This is a genomic window from Rugamonas sp. GW822-FHT03B10, assembly GCF_058801745.1.
Genome location: NZ_JBXANP010000017.1, coordinates 20,168 through 37,194, shown reverse-complemented (window position 1 = coordinate 37,194; position 17,027 = coordinate 20,168). Strand labels below are relative to the sequence as shown.

Genomic DNA, 17,027 nt, shown 5'->3' with positions numbered 1-17,027 from the left:
GTTCAAAAATGCAAAAACCCCCGCCGCCCGGCTGGGCCACGAGGGTTTTTACTGCGATGCGGTCGGTATTAATGGTGGTTGGTCTTGCGTTTCAATACATTCAGTCTAACGCAATTCATGCCCGCGTCAACATTTTTTGTTAATTCGACAAAACCAAAACCGGGGTCAGACTCCCCGCCTTGGCGCGAGGGTCCGATCCGATACCTGGACAGCGCTTACAGGCGGGTGGCCAGCTGCTGCCACGTTTCGACCACCGAGTCAGGATTCAGCGACATCGACTCGATGCCTTCGCTCATCAGCCACATGGCGAAGTCCGGATGGTCCGAAGGACCCTGGCCGCAGATGCCGATGTACTTGCCTTGCGCGCGGCAAGCCTTGATCGCCATCGACAGCAGCGACTTGACGGCCGGGTCGCGTTCGTCGAAGTCGGCCGCCAGCAGGGCCATGCCGGAATCGCGGTCCAGGCCCAGGGTCAGCTGGGTCAGGTCGTTGGAGCCGATCGAGAAGCCGTCGAAGTACTGCAGGAACTGGTCGGCCAGGATGGCGTTCGAAGGCACTTCGCACATCATGATCAGGCGCAGGCCGTTTTCGCCGCGCTTGAGGCCATTCTTGCCCAGCAGGTCCACGACCTTCTCGGCCTGGCCCAGCGTACGCACGAACGGCACCATGATCTCGACGTTGGTCAGACCCATGTCGTTACGCACGCGCTTCATGGCCGCGCATTCCATCTCGAACGACTCGGCGAAGTCCGGCGACAGGTAGCGCGCGGCGCCACGGAAGCCCAGCATTGGGTTTTCCTCGTCCGGCTCGTAGCGCGAACCGCCGATCAGCTTCTTGTACTCGTTGGACTTGAAGTCCGACAGGCGCACGATGACGGGCTTCGGCCAGAACGCGGCGGCGATGGTGGCGATACCCTCGGCCAGTTTGTCGATGTAGAAGGCTTTGGGCGAAGCGTGGCCACGGGCCACCGATTCCACGGCTTTCTTCAGGTCGGCGTCGATGTTCGGGTATTCCAGGATCGCCTTCGGGTGCACGCCGATGTTGTTGTTGATGATGAACTCCAGGCGGGCCAGGCCCACACCGGCGTTCGGCACCGACTGGAAGTCGAACGCCAGCTGCGGATTACCGACGTTCAGCATGATCTTGGTCGGCAGTTTCGGCAGTTCGCCGCGCTGCACTTCCGTCACTTCCGTTTCCAGCAGGCCGTCGTAGATCTTGCCCTCGTCGCCTTCGGCGCAGGACACGGTGACGAAGGTGCCGTCCTTCAGCACGTCGGTCGCGTCGCCGCAACCAACGACGGCCGGCACGCCCAGTTCACGGGCGATGATGGCCGCGTGGCAGGTACGGCCGCCACGGTTGGTGACGATGGCCGAAGCACGCTTCATCACCGGCTCCCAGTTCGGGTCGGTCATGTCGGCCACCAGCACGTCGCCCGGCTGCACACGTTCCATTTCCGACGGGTCGGTGATCACGCGCACGGGACCGGCGCCGATCTTCTGGCCGATGGCGCGGCCCGAGGTCAGCACGGTGCCGCTCGACTTCAGCTTGAAGCGCTGCTGCGCGTCGGTGGCCTTGTGCTGCGACTTGACCGTCTCGGGACGGGCCTGCAGGATGTACAGCTTGCCGTCGCGGCCGTCCTTGCCCCACTCGATGTCCATCGGACGGCCGTAGTGGTTCTCGATGATGACGGCGTACTTGGCCAGCTCCACCACTTCGGTGTCGTTCAGCGAGTAGCGGTTGCGCTGCTCGACGGGCACGTCCACGGTGCGCACGGAGCGGCCGGCCACGGCTTCTTCCGTGAATTCCATCTTGATCAGCTTGGAGCCGATGTTGCGGCGGATGACGGGCGACTTGCCCTTCTCCAGCATCGGCTTGTGCACGTAGAACTCGTCCGGGTTCACGGCGCCCTGCACCACCGTCTCGCCCAGGCCATAGCTGGAGGTGACGAACACCACGTCCTTGAAGCCGGACTCGGTGTCGATGGTGAACATCACGCCGGCGGCGCCCAGGTCGGAGCGCACCATGCGCTGCACGCCGGCCGACAGGGCCACTTCAGCGTGGGTGAAACCTTTGTGCACGCGGTAGGAGATGGCGCGGTCGTTGTACAGCGACGCGAACACGTGTTTCATCGCGTCCAGCACGTTTTCGATGCCGACCACGTTCAGGAAGGTCTCCTGCTGGCCAGCGAACGAGGCGTCGGGCAAGTCTTCGGCGGTGGCCGAGGAACGCACGGCGAACGACACTTCGGTCGACGAGTCGGCCACCAGGCGGTGGTAGAACTCCTCGATTTCCTTGGCCAGGCGTGGCTGGAATGGCGTGTCGATGATCCATTGACGGATCTCGGCGCCGGCGGCCGCCAGGGCGCGCACGTCGTCGATGTTCAGATGCTCGAGGCGATCGGCGATGCGGTCGGCCAGCGACTGGCCGCCGTCGATGCTATGCGACAGGAAGTCGCGGAATGCCTGGGCCGTGGTGGCGAAACCGCCCGGCACACGCACGCCGGCACCCGCCAGCTGGCTGATCATCTCGCCCAGGGAGGCGTTCTTGCCGCCGACGGATTCCACATCCGTCATGCGCAAGTGCTCGAACGACGCGACGTAGACCGCCTCGCCGGGATTCCCCTGTTGTTGCTCCTTCAATGCTGCGTTGGACATACTGGTCATAATGACACCCTTACTTGAGATAGAAATCTTCACGCGAGGCGCCGACATTCAATCTTGTTATTCTTAGCGTCGTGCAGCACAATCTTACCGTTGGCAGACATTTTACAGCCTGCGGCGCAAATTGACGATTCACATTCCCTTAAAGCCCACACCAATGACTCAAGAACAACGCCAACCACTGCCAAATGCGGCCCGTACCGTATTTTTTGTATCGGATGGCACCGGCATCACCGCTGAAACGTTCGGCCATTCGGTCCTCACCCAGTTCGACCTGCGCTTCCGCCAGGTGCGCCTGCCCTTCATCGACACGGTGGACAAGGCCCACGACGCGGCGCGCAAGATCAATGAGGCCTTCGTGACGGACGGTCAGCGCCCGATTATCTTTTCGACACTGGTGAAGACCGACCTGTCGAAGGTGATCCGGCAATGCAAAGGCCTGCACATGGACCTGATCCAGACCTTTGTGGCGCCGTTGGAACAGGAACTGGGCGTGAAATCGACCCACACCATCGGCCGCTCGCACAACATCGTCGATTCGGAGGAGTACAAAAACCGCATCGAGGCCATCAACTTCTCGCTGGCGCACGACGATGGCCAGTCGCACAAGAACCTGGCCTCGGCCGACGTGATCCTGGTCGGCGTGTCGCGCTCGGGCAAAACGCCCACCAGCCTGTACCTGGCCATGCAGTACGGGATCAAGGCCGCCAACTATCCGTTGATTCCGGACGATTTCGAGCGCGGCAAGCTGCCCACCTCGCTGTACCACTACAAATCGAAGATCTTTGGACTCAGCATCACGCCGGAACGGCTGGCCGAGATCCGCAACGAGCGCCGCGCCGGCAGCAAATACGCGTCCATCGAGAACTGCCGCTACGAGGTGAACGAGGCGGAGAACATGATGAAGCGCGAGAACATCCGCTGGCTGTCATCGACCACCAAGTCGATCGAGGAGATCTCCACCACCATCCTGCAGGAGATCAAGCCCAATCACCGCGGGCAGTACTGATCAAAACTGATTAGAAGAAGTGGCGCCAGTCGTCGAGCCATGCCGGGAAGTCCTCCACCGGCATCGGCTTGGCGATGTAGTAGCCCTGGGCGTAGGTGCAGCCCAGGCCCTGCAGGAAGTCCCAGTCCTGCTTGGTCTCCACGCCCACGGCCACGGAAGGACGGTCCAGGTTGCGCGCCAGTCCCAGGCAGGAACGCAGCACCACGCCGATGGCGGGCCGCCTGGAGGCGCCGTCCACGAAGCTGCGGTCGATCTTCAATTCCGAGAACGGAATCCGGGCCAGCAGCTGCAGATTCGAGCGCCCGGTGCCGTAATCGTCGATGGCCAGGCCGAAACCGAGCATGCGCAGGCGCAGCAGGCGTTCCAGGAAATGCGGCTCGGTGGTCAGCACGGCCGATTCCGTCATCTCGAACGTGATGTAGCCGGGCAGGATGCGGTGCCGCTCCAGGCAGGCCGATATCTGCGCCATGAAGTGCGGGTGGGCCAGCGTGCTCTGGTCCACGTTGATGGAAAACGAGATCGGTATGCCCTGGTCGTGCAGCATGCGGCAGGCCGCCACCGATTTCTCGATCATGCTCCAGTCGAGGAAATCGACGCGGTGGTTGTCCTCCAGCGCCTGGATGAACGCCTCCGGCCCCAGCACGCCATAGTCGGGATGGCGCCAGCGGGCGAACATCTCCAGTCCCTTCACCTGCCCGGTCTCGAGCTCGATCTTGGGTTGGAAGTACGGGTCGAACTGGCGCGCCTGCAGGCCGCGCCCCACTTCCGCGAACGTGAACGTGCGCCCCGCCACGCCTTCGGGCGGCGCCAGCGGCACGGCGCTGTAATTCTCGACCAGTTCTGTCAGGCGCGCCGGCGACACCGGTTTGGCGATGGTGCCCAGCAGGTTGATGCCGTAGGCGAGCGCCATCGTCTCCACCGAGAACAGCACGGCATTGCTTTGCGCGCCGATGATGATGATGCCGGCGCGGCAGCGCGCCTCGGACAGGCGCCGGATCAGTTCCAGCCCGTCCATGCCGGGCAGCGCCAGGTCGATGATGCCGACGTCGACCGGCGGATTGATGCCGTCGTCGAAGTGGCGCAGCGCCGTGTGGCCGTCCGGCACCTGGGTGATGCGGCCCGCGCCCAGGTGGACCAGCACATCGGCCAGCGCCTGGCGCTGCGCCATCTCGCCTTCGGCCACCAGGAAGTGCAACTGCCGGTTTTCCATGCCCACTCCGTTCAAATCTGATTAAGACTGATTCTGCCTGACCTGCTCGAAAAAGCAAACCGCCGCGCATGCGGCCACGTTCAGCGACTCCACCTGGCCCAGGTGCGGAATCACCACCTGATGGCGGGCCAGCGACAGCAGGTCGTCGGCCACGCCCTGCCCCTCATGGCCGAACAGCCAGGCCACGGGCTGGCGCAAGTCCACATCGTACAGGCGCTGCGTGGCGTAGCCGCTGGTGGCCAGCGTGGCGATGGTGGCGCCGGACACCAGCGGCGCCAGGTCCACGTTCTCGTAGATGTCGAGCACGAAGTGCGCGCCCATGGCCGCGCGCAGCACCTTGGGCGACCAGCAGAACGCGGTGCCGCTGCTGCAATAGACTTGCTTGATGCCGGCCGCCGCCGCGCTGCGCAGGATGGAGCCGACGTTGCCGGGGTCCTGCACGTTATCGAGCAGCACGGCCGACACGGACAGCGGCGCCGTCACCACGCGCTCGGGCGTGTCGATCAGGAACATCACGCCCACGCCGTGCTCGACCTGGCTGACGGCGTTGTACAGCGCGTCCGGCAGGCCCGTCACATGCGCGTGCCGCGCCTCCAGCTGGCCCACGATGTCGGCCACTTCCGGGTTGTGCAGGGCCGATTCGCTGACGATGCATTGCAGCGGCAGGCCGCGCAGTTGCAGATAGGTCTGGCACAGGTGCACGCCGTCGAGCAACGTGCGGCCGGCCTTGCGGCGCGCCTGCGAACTGCCCGCCAGGTGCTTGAGTTCCTTGTATTGCGCGTTGTCGCGCGAGGTGATGGTCTTCATCTTCTTATTCTTCGGTGAGGGATTGCGGGCCGGCTTCCAGCGCCGCGCGCACGGGCGCGAACGAGCGCCGGTGCACGGGCGAGGCACCGAACTGGCGCAGGCGCTCCAGGTGCAGCGCCGTGCCGTAGCCCTTGTGCTGGTCGAAGCAGTAATGGGGATAGGCCGCGTGCAGCGTCACCAGCGCCGCGTCGCGCGCCGTCTTGGCCAGGATGGAGGCGGCCGAAATGGCGTCCACCTTGTCGTCGCCGCCGACCACGGCGATGGACTGGATCTTCATCACCGGGCAGCGGTTGCCGTCGATCAGGGCCAGCGTGGGCTGCACCTTGAGCGCTTCCACGGCGCGCCGCATGGCCAGCATGGACGCGTGCAGGATATTGAGCTTGTCGATCTCCGCTTCCGACGCCTCGGCGATAGCCCACGCCAGCGCGTGCGCCTTGATCAGCGGCGCCAGCAGGTCACGCTTGGCCTCGGTCAGTTTCTTCGAGTCGCGCAGGCCTTCGATGGGGCGCGAGGGATCGAGGATCACGGCCGCCGCGAACACGGGGCCGGCCAGCGGCCCGCGCCCGGCTTCGTCCACGCCGCAAATGATTTCATCGGGCGACGCGGGCAAATCGTCGAACAGGCCGGGCTGGTTGGTCTTCACGGTGGGGCTTTACTGGGCGTTGATGACTTTGAGCACGGCGGCCGCGCTCTCCTGCGCGCTGTTGCGCAGCAGGCTGTGGTGCATGTCGGTGAAGCGCTGGGCCAGGCGCAGCCGGTGCGGCGCGTCGCTCAGTTGCCGCCACATGGCGTCGGCCAGCGCTTCGGGGCTGGCCGCGTTCTGCAGCAGCTCCGGCACCACGAACTCGCGCGCCAGGATGTTGGGCAGGCCGATCCAGGGCTGGTAGCCGAAGTGGCGCAGGATCTGCCATTCGGCCGCCATCATCTTGTAGGCAATCACCATCGGTTTTTTGAACAGCGCCACCTCCAGCGAGGCCGTGCCGGAGGCCACCAGCACCGCGTCGGCGGCGCAGATGGCGGTGTGCGACTGGCCGTCGAGCAGCTGGATCTCCACGTCCTGCAATCCGGCCTGCGCGACCAGCTCCAGGAAATACTGGCGCTGGCGCTCGCCCGCCATCGGCGCCACGAAGCGCAGCGAACGGTCGCGTTGCAGCAGCAGGCGCGCCGCGCCGACGAAGGCGGCCGTGTTGTACTTGATCTCGGACATGCGACTGCCCGGCATGATGGTGACGACGTTGGCGTCCTCCGGCAAGCCGAGCGCACGGCGCGCGGCCGCTTCGTCCGGCTGCACGGGAATCAGCTCGGCCAGCGGATGGCCGACGTACGTGACCGGCACGCCGGCGTCGCGGTAGATCTGCTCCTCGAACGGGAAGATCACCAGCATGTGCGAGACGGCCTTGATGATCTTCTTGATCCGCCCGCCGCGCCAGGCCCAGATCTGCGGCCCGATGTAGTGCACGGTGGGGATGCCGGCCGCCTTGAGCTGCATCTCCAGCCCCAGGTTGAAGCCCGGATAGTCGGCGCCGATGAAGGCGGCCGGCCGCTCGGCCAGCAGCTGGTCGCGCAGCGCGTTCTGGATGCCCTTGATCTCGCGGTAGCGCGGGATCACGGCCAGCAGGCCGCGCACGGTCAGCTTGTCCATCGGCCAGTGCGACTCGAAGCCCTGGGCCATCATCGCCTCGCCGCCGATGCCGTGGAAACGGGCGTGCGGCAGCTGCGGGCGCAGCCCGGACAGCAGGCGCGCCGCCAGCACGTCGCCGGACGGCTCGCCGGCCACCATGGCGATGTTCAGTTCAGCGGACGATGCCACGGGTCGCGGTGTCGAGGAATTCGCGCATGGCGCGGATCTGGTCCGCCGCCGCCGGGGTGGCCTGCTCTTCGGCCGCCAGCGCGGCCTTGGCCTCCTCCAGCGTGAGGCCGGAGCGGTAGATCAGCTTGTAGGCCGTGCGGATGCCGTTGATCTGCTCGCGCGTGAAGCCGCGCCGCTTCAGTCCTTCGATGTTGACGCCGTGGGCCTGGGCCGGATTGCCGTTCAACAGCACGAACGGCGGCACATCCTGGGTCAGGCTGGTGCTCATGCCGACGAAGGCGTGGGCGCCGATCTTGCAGAACTGGTGCACGTTGGCGAAGCCGCTCATGATGACCCAGTCGCCGATCTCCACGTGGCCCGCGATCTGGGCGTTGTTGGAGAAGATGGTGTTGCTGCCCACCTGGCAGTCGTGCGCCAGGTGCACATAGGCCGAGATCCAGTTGTCGTTGCCGAGGCTGGTCACGCCCTTGTCCTGCACGGTGCCCGTGTTGAAGGTGCAGAATTCGCGGATCGTGTTGCGGTCGCCGATGGTCAAGCGGGTCGGCTCGCCGCTCCACTTCTTGTCCTGCGGCGCGGCGCCGATGGACGAGAACTGGAAGAACTTGTTGTCGCTGCCGATGGTGGTGTGGCCTTCGATCACCACATGCGGGCCGACCACGGTGCCGGCGCCGATGGCCACGTTGGGGCCGATGATCGAATACGGCCCCACCTCCACCGAGCTGTCGAGCTGCGCGCGCGGATCGACGATGGCCGTCGCGTGTATCTTCGACATGGTTACTTCCCTGCCGGCTGGCTGGCGTCCGCCGCGCTGCGGATGGTGCACATCAGTTCAGCTTCCACGGCCGTCTGGCCGTCCACGCTGGCCACGGCCTTGTACTTCCAGATGCCGCGCGCCACGCGCAGGATCTCCACGTTCATCACCAGCTGGTCGCCCGGCTCGACGGGCCGCTTGAAGCGCGCGTTGTCGATGCCCACGAAGTAGACCACCGAGTTCTCGTCCGGCTTCACGTCCATGGTCAGGAACGACAGGATGGCGGCCGTCTGCGCCATCGCCTCGATCATCAGCACGCCCGGCATGACCGGCTTGTGCGGGAAGTGGCCGTTGAAGAATTCCTCGTTGGCCGTCACGTTCTTGATGGCGGTGATGGTCTTGCCTGCTTCCCAGTCCAGCACGCGGTCCACCAGCAGCATCGGATAACGGTGCGGCAGGTATTGCTTGATGGTGTGGATGTCCAGGCACTTCTTGGTGCAGGTGGACTCGGAAGTTACGGTATTGGTAGTGGTCATGATTCGTCTTGGTGGTTCGTCAGTGTTTTAATTGTTTTTTCCAGCGCGCGGATCTTCTCGCGCATGGTGCCCAGGTTGCGCACGATGGCCGCCGATTTTTCCCATTCGGCGTTCTTGGCCAGCGGGTAGAAGCCCGTGTACTGGCCAGGTTCGAGGATCGAGCGCGATACCATGCTGGCCGAGGAAATGTGGACCCGGTCGGCGATGGTCAGGTGCCCCAGCACCATGGCCGCGCCGCCGAAGGTGCAGTACTTGCCGATGATGGCGCTGCCGGCCACGCCGACGCAGCCGGCCATGGCCGTGTGGGCGCCGATGCGGCAGTTGTGGCCGATCTGGATCTGGTTGTCGAGCTTCACGCCGTCCTCGATCACGGTGTCGGCCAGCGCGCCGCGGTCGATGGTGGTGTTGGCGCCGATGTCGACGTCGTCGCCTATCATCACCCGGCCCGTCTGCGGAATCTTGATGTAGACCCCGCCCTCGTTGGCGAAGCCGAAACCGTCGGTGCCGATCACGGCGCCCGAGTGGATGATGCCGCGCGCGCCGATCTGGCAGTAGGCGTGGAAGGTCACGTTGGCGAAGAAGTGGGTGCCGTCGCCGATCACGGCCTCGCGGCCGATGTAGCAGCCGGCGTCGATCACGGCGCGCTCGCCGATCACGGCGCCCGCCTCCACCGTCACGTGCGCGCCGATGTGGGCGCTGGCGGCCACCTGCGCGGACGGGTCCACGCTGGCCGACGGGTGGATGCCGGCGGCCGGCACGATCTCGGTCAGCGACGCGAAATACTGGGCGGCGCGGGCGAAATACACGTAGGGGTTGGCGGTGACGATGCGCGCGCCGCTGTAGCCGGCGGCGATGAAGGCGTCGTCGGCGGCCGACACGATCAGGGCCGCCGCCTGGCTTTGCGCGGCCTGCGCGCGCAGCTTGCTATTGCTCAGAAAGCTGATGTGCGAAACGCCGGCGTCCGTCAGCGGCGCGATCCCGGACACTTCCAGGTTGGGATCGCCCACCAGCTGGCCGCCCAGGCGTTCGACCAATGTTCCTAGTCGAGTGCCCATCGGGGGGAGTCCTATCCTGGTTATGTTTTGCGTGATGCGTTATGCGTGATGCGTGCATGCGCGGCGCGGGCCGTGGTCCGCGCCGGTTGCCCGCTTCTTACTTATCCTTGTCCAGCGCGGCCAGCACCTTGTCGGTGATGTCGATGCGCGGGCTGGCCCACACGGCGTCCTGCAGCACGATGTCGAAGCCTTCCACCTGCGCCAGCTGCTTGATGATCCTGGTCGCCTTCTCCGAGATGGCGGCCCGTTCCTCGTTGGTGCGCTGGTTCAGGTCTTCGCGGAACTCGCGGTTGCGGCGCTGGTATTCCTTGTCCAGCTCGAACACTTCGCGCTGGCGCTTGACGCGCTCGGCCTCGGGCAGCGTGGGCGACTCCTTCTCCAGCTTCTCGGACAGCCCCTTCAGCCGCGTGGCCATGTCCTGCACGGCCTTGTCGCGCGATTTGAATTCCTCGGCCAGCTTCTCGCCGGCCAGCTTGGCCAGCTTGGACTCGTTATAGATGCGTTCCGGGCTGAGCCAGGCGATGCGCGACATCTGGACCGCCGACGGGGCCTGTGCCTGGGCCTGCGCCCCGGCGACGGCACACCAGCCCAGCGCCAGCGCGGCGCAATACTTGGTCAAGGTAGCGGATGCAGTCTTCAACTTAATTCTCCGTAGCAATAATAAATCCGGTACGGCGTCAGAAGCCGGTACCCATCTGGAACTGGAAGCGTTCCAGGCGGTCGCCCGGCTTGGCGTTCAGGGGCTTAGCATAACTCAACTTGAGCGGACCGACCGGCGAAATCCAGCTGATGCCCAGACCGGTAGAATAGCGCAGTTCCGAGGCGCGCATCTTCTGACCTTCCTGGTAGACCTGGCCCGTGTCGAGGAAGCCGAACCAGCGCAGGCTGCGGTCGGTGCCCGAGCCGGGGAACGGCATCTGCAGTTCCGCATTGCCGATCAGGCGCTCGGCGCCGCCCAGCGCGTCGAAGTTGACCGGATCGACCGCGCCCAGCGAGGAGCTCAGGTAGCCGCGCACGGAACCGATGCCGCCCGCGTAGAAGGTCTTGAACACCGGGTAGGGATTGTGGCCGATGCCGTGGCCGAAGTCGATCTCGCCCTTGAGCGCCAGCGTGATCTTCGGATGCAGCGGCTTGTACCACTGCTGCTCGTACACGGCGCGGTAGTATTTCTGCTGGCCGGCGATGTCCAGTTCCAGGTTGGCGCGCTGGAAGCGGCCCACGGTCGGGGTGATGGCGCTGTCGCGGCTGTCGCGGGCCCAGGCCGCCGTCAGCGGCAAGGCGTTGGTGACGGCGCTGCCCACGCCGTCGACCGCGCCGGTCAGGCTGGTGACGTAATCCTTGAACCGTTTCGGGCTGGTGGCGTCGGTGTCGATGCGCGAACGCTCGGCGCCGATACCGAAGAACACGGTGTCCGTTTCCGAGAACGGCACGCCGTAGTTGATGTTGCCGCCCTGTTGGCGGATGGTGTAGCTGCCCACGTTCAGCGCCGGCGGCTGCTGCGTGCGCAGGTACACCGAGAACGAGCGCGACACGCCGTCGTCCGTGTAGTACGGGTCGGTCTGCGAGAACGAGATGGTGCGGCTGTATTTGCTGGTGTTCAGCTCCATGCCCACGGTGGTGCCGCTGCCGGCGAAGTTGGCCTGCTGGATCGCGGTCTGGAAGGTGAACTTCTCGGCCTGCGAGTAGGCGCCACCGATCTGGAAGTTGCCGGTCGGTTTTTCCGTCACCGTCAGGTTCACGTCCACCTGGTCGGAGGTGCCCTGCGCCTCCGGCGTGTCGATGGTGACGTCCTTGAAGTAGCCGAGGCGGTCCACGCGGTCGCGCGACAGCTTGATCTTGTTGGCGTCGTACCAGGACGATTCGAACTGGCGGAATTCACGCCGGATCACTTCGTCGCGCGTGGTGGTATTGCCGGCGATGTTCATGTGGCGCACGTAGGCGCGCTTGCCTGGATCGACGAAGAAGGTGAACGCGACCTCGCGCTTGGCGCGGTCGATCTCGGGGTTGGCGTTGACGTTGGCGAAGGCGTAGCCGAAGGTGCCCAGGCGGTCCGAGATCAGCTTGTTGGTGGCCGTCAGGCGCTCGCCCGAATAGGTCTCGCCCTTCTTCAGCAGCACCAGCGAGCGCAGCTCGGCCTCGCGGCCGAAGGTCTCGCCGTCGAACTTGATGTCCGACACCGTGTACTTCTCGCCCTCGGTGATGTTGATGGTGATGTAGATGTCCTTCTTGTCCGGCGTGATCGAGACCTGGGTCGATTCGACCTGCATCTCGATGTAGCCGCGGTTCAGGTAGAAGGACTTGAGCGATTCGATGTCGCCGGTCAGCTTGGTCTTGGAATACTGGTTGGCCTTGGTGTACCAGCTGAACCAGCCGCCCGTGTTCAGGGCCAGGTTCTCCTTGATCTCGCTGTCGGAGAACACCTTGTTGCCGACGATGTTGATCTGCTTGATCTTGGCCACTTCGCCTTCATCGACGGCGAACGTGACGTTGACGCGGTTGCGCTCGATCGGCGTGACGGTGGTGGTGATCTTGACGCCATACATGCCGTGCGACAGGTACTGGCGCTTGAGCTCCTGCTCGGCGCGGTCGACCGACGCCTTGTCGAAGATCTTCGCCTCGCCCACGCCGATGTCCTTCAATGCCTTGACCAGCGTGTCCTTCTCGAATTCCTTGGTGCCGGTGAATTCCACCTTGGCGATGGCGGGCCGTTCCTCGACCAGCACCACCAGCACATTGCCATCGGCCTCCAGCCGCACGTCCTTGAAGAAACCGGTCGCATACAGCGCCTTGATGGCGGCAATGCTCTTCTCGTCGTTGAAGGTCTCGCCCACCCGCACCGGCAGGTAGCTGAACACCGTACCGGCTTCCGTACGCTGAATGCCTTCGACGCGGATATCCTTGACGGTGAAGGGCTCAATGGCCAGCGCGCTGCCGGCACACAGGGCCAGGACGGCGGCGCCGATCAGACTGCGGCGAAAGGAAGACGAGGCGATACGGTCAGTTTGTAATTTCATTGGCTAAATCGATGGCTATTCATAGAACTACTCATTGGGCTGTCTTCTACAGCAGGCGCGCCACGTCGTTGAACACCGCGAGCATCATCAGGCCGACCAGCAGGCCGATGCCCAGGCGTTGTGCAATCTCGCCAAAACGCTCCGGCACGGGGCGCCCGGTCAAAACTTCCAGCGAATAATACAGCAAAAGCCCCCCATCTAAAACGGGTATGGGGAGCAAATTCATCACGCCCAGACTGATGCTGATGAAGGCGACGAAGCTCAGGTAGCTCGCCGCGCCTATCCGCGCCGTCTGGCCCGCGTAATCGGCGATCGTGATCGGGCCCGTCACGTTCTTCCACGAGACCTCGCCGATGATCATCTTGCCGATCATCTTGAGCGTCATGGTGCTGGTGTCCCACACCTTGTCCAGCGCCTTGCCCAGCGCCGCCACGGGCCCGGCCCGCACGACGATCATATCCGGCATCTGCGCCACCATCGCGCCGATCTTACCGACTGTTACAGATCCTTTACCTTCGTGCTCGGCGGCCGGCGTGACGGCCAGCTCCAGCAGCTGCCCGGCGCGGCGCACGACGACGCGCACGGTCTTGCCGGCGGCCGGGCGGATATGGTCGATGAACGCGGGACCGTCGGCCACGGCCACACCGTCCACGCTCACAATCAGGTCGCCGGCCAGCATGCCGGCCTGCGCGGCCGCGCCGCCCGGCAGCACCTGGTCGATCACGGGCGCGGGGCGCGACAGGGTGAGGCCCAGGTGGCCCAGCACATCGCCCTCCAGGTCGAGCGCGGCCAGCGCCGACGCGGGCAGTTCGAGCGCGTAACGCCCCATGCCGGGACGCTCCACGTCCAGCCGCGCGGCCTGCTTGTCGATGGCGCTCTGGATCACCTGCCAGCGCAGCTCGGACCAGCCGGCCACCGCGCGGCCGTTGATGGACACCACCATGTCGCCGCGCCGCAGGCCGGCCGTGTCGGCCGCGCTGCCGGCCACGGGCGCGCCCACCTTGCTCGATGGTTCGGCCACGCCGGCCATGTACAGGCCCGTGAACAGGAGAATGGCGATCAGGAAGTTGGCCAGCGGACCGGCGGCCACGATGGCGATGCGGCGCCACACGCTCTGGTGCGTGAATTCGCGGCGCAGCTCCTGCGGCGACAGCGCGCCCAGGTCATGCTCGCGGCTGTCGAGCATCTTGACGTAGCCGCCCAGCGGCAGCGCGGAGATGGCCCATTCGGTCTGGTCGGCGCCGAAGCGGCGCGACCACACCACCTTGCCCATGCCGACCGAGAAGCGCAGCACCTTGACCCCGCACCAGCGCGCCACCAGGTAGTGGCCCAGCTCATGGAACAGGATCAACGAACCCAGCGCGACGACGAAAGCGAGCAGGGTCTGGAGCGCGCTCATTTTGCGTGGCCGGTGATGTAGGACTCGGCCGCCGCGCGGGCCGCCGCGTCCTGCGCCATGACGGCGCCGATGCTGCTGGCCGCGCCGTGCGGCACGGCGTCCATCACGTGCGCGATCACGCGGTCGATCTGGCGGAAGCCGATGCGCAGGTCGAGGAAGGCTTGCACCGCCACCTCGTTGGCCGCGTTCAGCAGGGCCGGCGCCGTGCCGCCCGCGCGCAGCGCGTCGAAGGCCAGCGCCAGGCAGGGGAAGCGCTCGAAATCGGGACGCTCGAACTGCAGCGCGCCCATGCGGGTCAGGTCCAGCTGCTCGACGCCGGAGGCGATGCGCTCGGGCCAGGCCAGCGCGTGCGCGATCGGGGTGCGCATGTCGGGGTTGCCCAGCTGGGCCAGCACGGAGCCGTCCACGTAGGACACCATCGAGTGGATCACGCTTTGCGGGTGGATCACCACGTAGATCCGGTCGGCCGGCGCGCCGAACAGCCAGTGGGCCTCGATCACTTCCAGGCCCTTGTTCATCATGGTGGCCGAGTCGACCGAGATCTTGCGGCCCATGACCCAGTTCGGGTGCTTGCAGGCCTGCTCGGGCGTGACGGCGTCCAGCGTCTCCACGGCGCGCGTGAGGAAGGGGCCGCCGGAGGCGGTCAGCAACACCTTGGCCACACCGGCCGCCTCGGGCGCGCGGCCGTAGCCGTGCGGCAGGCACTGGAAGATGGCGTTGTGTTCGCTGTCGATCGGCAGCAGCACGGCGCCGTGGTCGCGCACGGCGTCCATGAACAGCTGGCCGGACATGACCAGCGCCTCCTTGTTCGCCAGCAGCACCTTCTTGCCGGCGCGGGCGGCGGCCAGCGTGGGCGCCAGGCCGGCCGCGCCGACGATGGCGGCCATCACGGCGTCCACCTCGGCGGCGCTGGCGATGGCGCACAAGGCCTGCTCGCCATACTCCACTTCCGTGCGCAGGCCCTTGGCCCGCAGCAGCGCGCCCAGTTGCTCGGCGGCGGCGGCGCTGCCGACCACGGCGCGCGCGGGACGGAACCGTTCGCACTGGGCGGCCAGTTCCTCGACCCGGCTATGGGCCGACAGCGCGTACACGCTGTAACGTTCGGGATGGCGCGCCAGCACGTCCAGCGTGGACACGCCGATGGAGCCGGTGGCGCCAAGGATGGTGATGCGTTGCATAGCTACTTCCTTCACAGCCAGGAGCCGATCAGCGCGGCCATCGGCAGCACCGGGATCAGGGCGTCAATACGATCGAGCACACCGCCATGGCCGGGCAGCAGCTGGCTGCTGTCCTTCATGCCGGCGCGGCGCTTGAGCTGGGATTCGAACAGGTCGCCGGCGATGCTGGCCGCGACCATCAGCAGCAGGATGGCCAGCGCGGCCAGCCAGCCCATTTTCGCCTGCAGGCGCACGGCGAAGGTGTCCTGCAGCCATGGCGCCACGGGCGCGGCGACGATGGTGACGGCGGCGATCAGCAGCACGATGGCGGCGCCGCCGATGGCGCCCTCCCACGATTTGCCGGGCGAGATGGTGGGCGCCAGCTTGCGCTTGCCGAAGGCCTTGCCGCAGAAGTAGGCGCCGATGTCGGCCACCCACACCAGCGCCATGGCCGACAGCAGGAAGGCCGGCGAATGCTGGAACAGGGCCACGATGGCGTAGAAGCAGCCGAACAGCGCGAACGCGAACGTCAGGCCCAGCGTCCAGTTGGCGGTGCCCTTCAGCGGCGGCAGGCCCATGCCCAGCGACGGTGCGAAGCGGATCGCCCACAGCAGCGCGCACACGGCGAACAGCGAGCTGAAGGCGCCGGGCCTGGCGTGGTCCATGCCGACCACGAAGGCGCCCGCGCACACGGCCGCGAACAGCGGCGCGAGCCTCAGGCCGAACAGGCGCGCGGCTTCCCACATGGCGGCGCCGAAGAACAGCGTGGCCACCACCACGAAGGCGGGGAAGTATTGGAAGAACAGCACCGGCAGCAGTACCGCCAGCAGGACCAAAGCGGTCAGGATCCGGGTTTTGAGCATCAGCTTGTCTTTTCTGCCAATTGATCGCCGGTGCGGCCGAAGCGGCGTTCCCGGTGCTGGTAGGACGCGATGGCCGCGTCCAGGTGTTCGTTGGAAAAATCGGGCCAGTAGGCGTCGGTGAAGAACAGTTCCGTGTACGCCAGTTGCCACAGCAGGAAGTTGGAGATGCGCTGCTCGCCGCCGGTGCGGATGAACAGGTCGGGCTCGGGCGCGTAGGCCATGGCCAGGTGCGGCGCCAGCTGCTCCTCGGTGAAATCGGTGGCGCCGGGATGGGTGGCCACCATCTTGCCCACGGCCTGCATGATGTCCCAGCGGCCGCCGTAGTTGGCGCACACGGTCAAGGTCATGCGGCTGTTGGCGGCCGTCTTGCGCTCGGCGTTGGCGATCATGCCCTGCAGCTTGGCGTCGAAGCGGCTCAGGTCGCCCACCACCTTGAGGCGGATGTTGTTGGCGTGCAGCTTGGACACCTCACGCTCGAGCGCCGTGACGAACAGGCGCATCAGCAGCGACACCTCCTCCTCGGGCCGGCGCCAGTTCTCGGAGCTGAAGGCGAACAGGGTCAGGTACTCCACGCCGCGGCGGGCGCAGGCCTCGACCGCGGCGCGCACGGCTTCCACGCCCTTGACGTGGCCGGCCACGCGCGGCAAAAAGCGCTTGGTGGCCCAGCGGCCATTGCCATCCATGATGATGGCCACATGGCGCGGCACGGCGGGCGCATCCGGTACAGCGGTGGTCGAGCTCGTATATTTCATGAAA

General features: G+C 65.8%; 15 protein-coding genes. 1 reads left to right on the top strand and 14 read right to left on the bottom strand.

Going from position 1 to position 17,027, the window contains the following annotated elements:
• Window positions 1–215 precede the first annotated feature (215 nt).
• Window positions 216–2,654 carry a phosphoenolpyruvate synthase gene (gene ppsA / locus AC1RQG_RS21995; protein WP_493134707.1) on the bottom strand — a complete coding sequence of 813 codons (2,439 nt, stop codon included), beginning with the start codon at window positions 2,652–2,654 and terminating at the stop codon, window positions 216–218.
• Between the two features lie 163 nt (window positions 2,655–2,817).
• On the opposite strand from ppsA, the gene ppsR reads away from it, so the two are divergent.
• Window positions 2,818–3,669: a posphoenolpyruvate synthetase regulatory kinase/phosphorylase PpsR gene (gene ppsR, locus AC1RQG_RS21990; RefSeq protein ID WP_493134550.1), complete on the top strand. Its 852-nt coding sequence runs from the start codon at window positions 2,818–2,820 to the stop codon at window positions 3,667–3,669.
• Window positions 3,670–3,679: 10 nt separating this feature from the next.
• On the opposite strand, the gene AC1RQG_RS21985 is transcribed toward ppsR, so the two are convergent.
• The 13 genes from AC1RQG_RS21985 to uppS all read right to left on the bottom strand — a co-directional run bounded on the left by AC1RQG_RS21985 (window position 3,680) and on the right by uppS (window position 17,023).
• The gene (locus AC1RQG_RS21985) at window positions 3,680–4,879 is read right to left on the bottom strand and encodes an EAL domain-containing protein (RefSeq protein ID WP_493134549.1); all 1,200 of its coding nucleotides are present in this window, start codon (window positions 4,877–4,879) and stop codon (window positions 3,680–3,682) included.
• Between the two features lie 21 nt (window positions 4,880–4,900).
• Window positions 4,901–5,686 carry a TrmH family RNA methyltransferase gene (locus AC1RQG_RS21980; RefSeq protein ID WP_493134548.1) on the bottom strand — a complete coding sequence of 262 codons (786 nt, stop codon included), beginning with the start codon at window positions 5,684–5,686 and terminating at the stop codon, window positions 4,901–4,903.
• Window positions 5,687–5,690: 4 nt separating this feature from the next.
• Window positions 5,691–6,329: a ribonuclease HII gene (gene rnhB / locus AC1RQG_RS21975; protein WP_493134546.1), complete on the bottom strand. Its 639-nt coding sequence runs from the start codon at window positions 6,327–6,329 to the stop codon at window positions 5,691–5,693.
• Between the two features lie 9 nt (window positions 6,330–6,338).
• Complete coding sequence (lpxB, locus tag AC1RQG_RS21970) at window positions 6,339–7,466, bottom strand: lipid-A-disaccharide synthase (protein WP_493134705.1); 1,128 nt, start codon at window positions 7,464–7,466, stop codon at window positions 6,339–6,341.
• 13 nt (window positions 7,467–7,479) lie between these two features.
• Window positions 7,480–8,268 (bottom strand): acyl-ACP--UDP-N-acetylglucosamine O-acyltransferase, encoded by a 789-nt coding sequence (gene lpxA / locus AC1RQG_RS21965; protein WP_493134545.1) that lies wholly within the window; start codon window positions 8,266–8,268, stop codon window positions 7,480–7,482.
• Window positions 8,269–8,270: 2 nt separating this feature from the next.
• Window positions 8,271–8,783: a 3-hydroxyacyl-ACP dehydratase FabZ gene (gene fabZ / locus AC1RQG_RS21960; RefSeq protein WP_493134544.1), complete on the bottom strand. Its 513-nt coding sequence runs from the start codon at window positions 8,781–8,783 to the stop codon at window positions 8,271–8,273.
• Window positions 8,780–9,838, bottom strand: coding sequence for a UDP-3-O-(3-hydroxymyristoyl)glucosamine N-acyltransferase (gene lpxD, locus AC1RQG_RS21955; protein ID WP_493134542.1), 1,059 nt, complete (start codon window positions 9,836–9,838; stop codon window positions 8,780–8,782). Before lpxD ends, fabZ begins: the two co-directional genes overlap by 4 nt.
• Before the next feature lie 97 nt (window positions 9,839–9,935).
• The gene (locus tag AC1RQG_RS21950) at window positions 9,936–10,478 is read right to left on the bottom strand and encodes an OmpH/Skp family outer membrane protein (RefSeq protein WP_493134540.1); all 543 of its coding nucleotides are present in this window, start codon (window positions 10,476–10,478) and stop codon (window positions 9,936–9,938) included.
• A 37-nt stretch (window positions 10,479–10,515) separates the two neighbouring features.
• Window positions 10,516–12,852 carry an outer membrane protein assembly factor BamA gene (gene bamA / locus AC1RQG_RS21945; protein ID WP_493134538.1) on the bottom strand — a complete coding sequence of 779 codons (2,337 nt, stop codon included), beginning with the start codon at window positions 12,850–12,852 and terminating at the stop codon, window positions 10,516–10,518.
• Window positions 12,853–12,898: 46 nt separating this feature from the next.
• Window positions 12,899–14,251: an RIP metalloprotease RseP gene (gene rseP / locus AC1RQG_RS21940; RefSeq protein ID WP_493134536.1), complete on the bottom strand. Its 1,353-nt coding sequence runs from the start codon at window positions 14,249–14,251 to the stop codon at window positions 12,899–12,901.
• On the bottom strand, window positions 14,248–15,429 hold the full coding sequence (gene ispC, locus AC1RQG_RS21935; RefSeq protein WP_493134534.1) for a 1-deoxy-D-xylulose-5-phosphate reductoisomerase: 1,182 nt from the start codon (window positions 15,427–15,429) through the stop codon (window positions 14,248–14,250). Before ispC ends, rseP begins: the two co-directional genes overlap by 4 nt.
• A gap of 11 nt (window positions 15,430–15,440) precedes the next feature.
• Window positions 15,441–16,271: a phosphatidate cytidylyltransferase gene (locus tag AC1RQG_RS21930; protein ID WP_493134532.1), complete on the bottom strand. Its 831-nt coding sequence runs from the start codon at window positions 16,269–16,271 to the stop codon at window positions 15,441–15,443.
• Complete coding sequence (gene uppS / locus AC1RQG_RS21925; protein ID WP_493134530.1) at window positions 16,271–17,023, bottom strand: polyprenyl diphosphate synthase; 753 nt, start codon at window positions 17,021–17,023, stop codon at window positions 16,271–16,273. The genes AC1RQG_RS21930 and uppS overlap by 1 nt, the downstream gene beginning before the upstream one ends.
• Window positions 17,024–17,027: the final 4 nt, after the last annotated feature.

What these genes read in the sequence shown, in the direction of transcription:
- ppsA (WP_493134707.1), bottom strand. Translation starts at nt 2,654, where the DNA reads ATGTCCAACGCAGCATTGAAGGAGCAACAACAGGGGAATCCCGGCGAG.
- ppsR (WP_493134550.1), top strand. Translation starts at nt 2,818, where the DNA reads ATGACTCAAGAACAACGCCAACCACTGCCAAATGCGGCCCGTACCGTA.
- AC1RQG_RS21985 (WP_493134549.1), bottom strand. Translation starts at nt 4,879, where the DNA reads ATGGAAAACCGGCAGTTGCACTTCCTGGTGGCCGAAGGCGAGATGGCG.
- AC1RQG_RS21980 (WP_493134548.1), bottom strand. Translation starts at nt 5,686, where the DNA reads ATGAAGACCATCACCTCGCGCGACAACGCGCAATACAAGGAACTCAAG.
- lpxB (WP_493134705.1), bottom strand. Translation starts at nt 7,466, where the DNA reads ATGGTGGCCGGCGAGCCGTCCGGCGACGTGCTGGCGGCGCGCCTGCTG.
- lpxA (WP_493134545.1), bottom strand. Translation starts at nt 8,268, where the DNA reads ATGTCGAAGATACACGCGACGGCCATCGTCGATCCGCGCGCGCAGCTC.
- fabZ (WP_493134544.1), bottom strand. Translation starts at nt 8,783, where the DNA reads ATGACCACTACCAATACCGTAACTTCCGAGTCCACCTGCACCAAGAAG.
- lpxD (WP_493134542.1), bottom strand. Translation starts at nt 9,838, where the DNA reads ATGGGCACTCGACTAGGAACATTGGTCGAACGCCTGGGCGGCCAGCTG.
- bamA (WP_493134538.1), bottom strand. Translation starts at nt 12,852, where the DNA reads ATGAAATTACAAACTGACCGTATCGCCTCGTCTTCCTTTCGCCGCAGT.
- rseP (WP_493134536.1), bottom strand. Translation starts at nt 14,251, where the DNA reads ATGAGCGCGCTCCAGACCCTGCTCGCTTTCGTCGTCGCGCTGGGTTCG.
- ispC (WP_493134534.1), bottom strand. Translation starts at nt 15,429, where the DNA reads ATGCAACGCATCACCATCCTTGGCGCCACCGGCTCCATCGGCGTGTCC.
- AC1RQG_RS21930 (WP_493134532.1), bottom strand. Translation starts at nt 16,271, where the DNA reads ATGCTCAAAACCCGGATCCTGACCGCTTTGGTCCTGCTGGCGGTACTG.
- uppS (WP_493134530.1), bottom strand. Translation starts at nt 17,023, where the DNA reads ATGAAATATACGAGCTCGACCACCGCTGTACCGGATGCGCCCGCCGTG.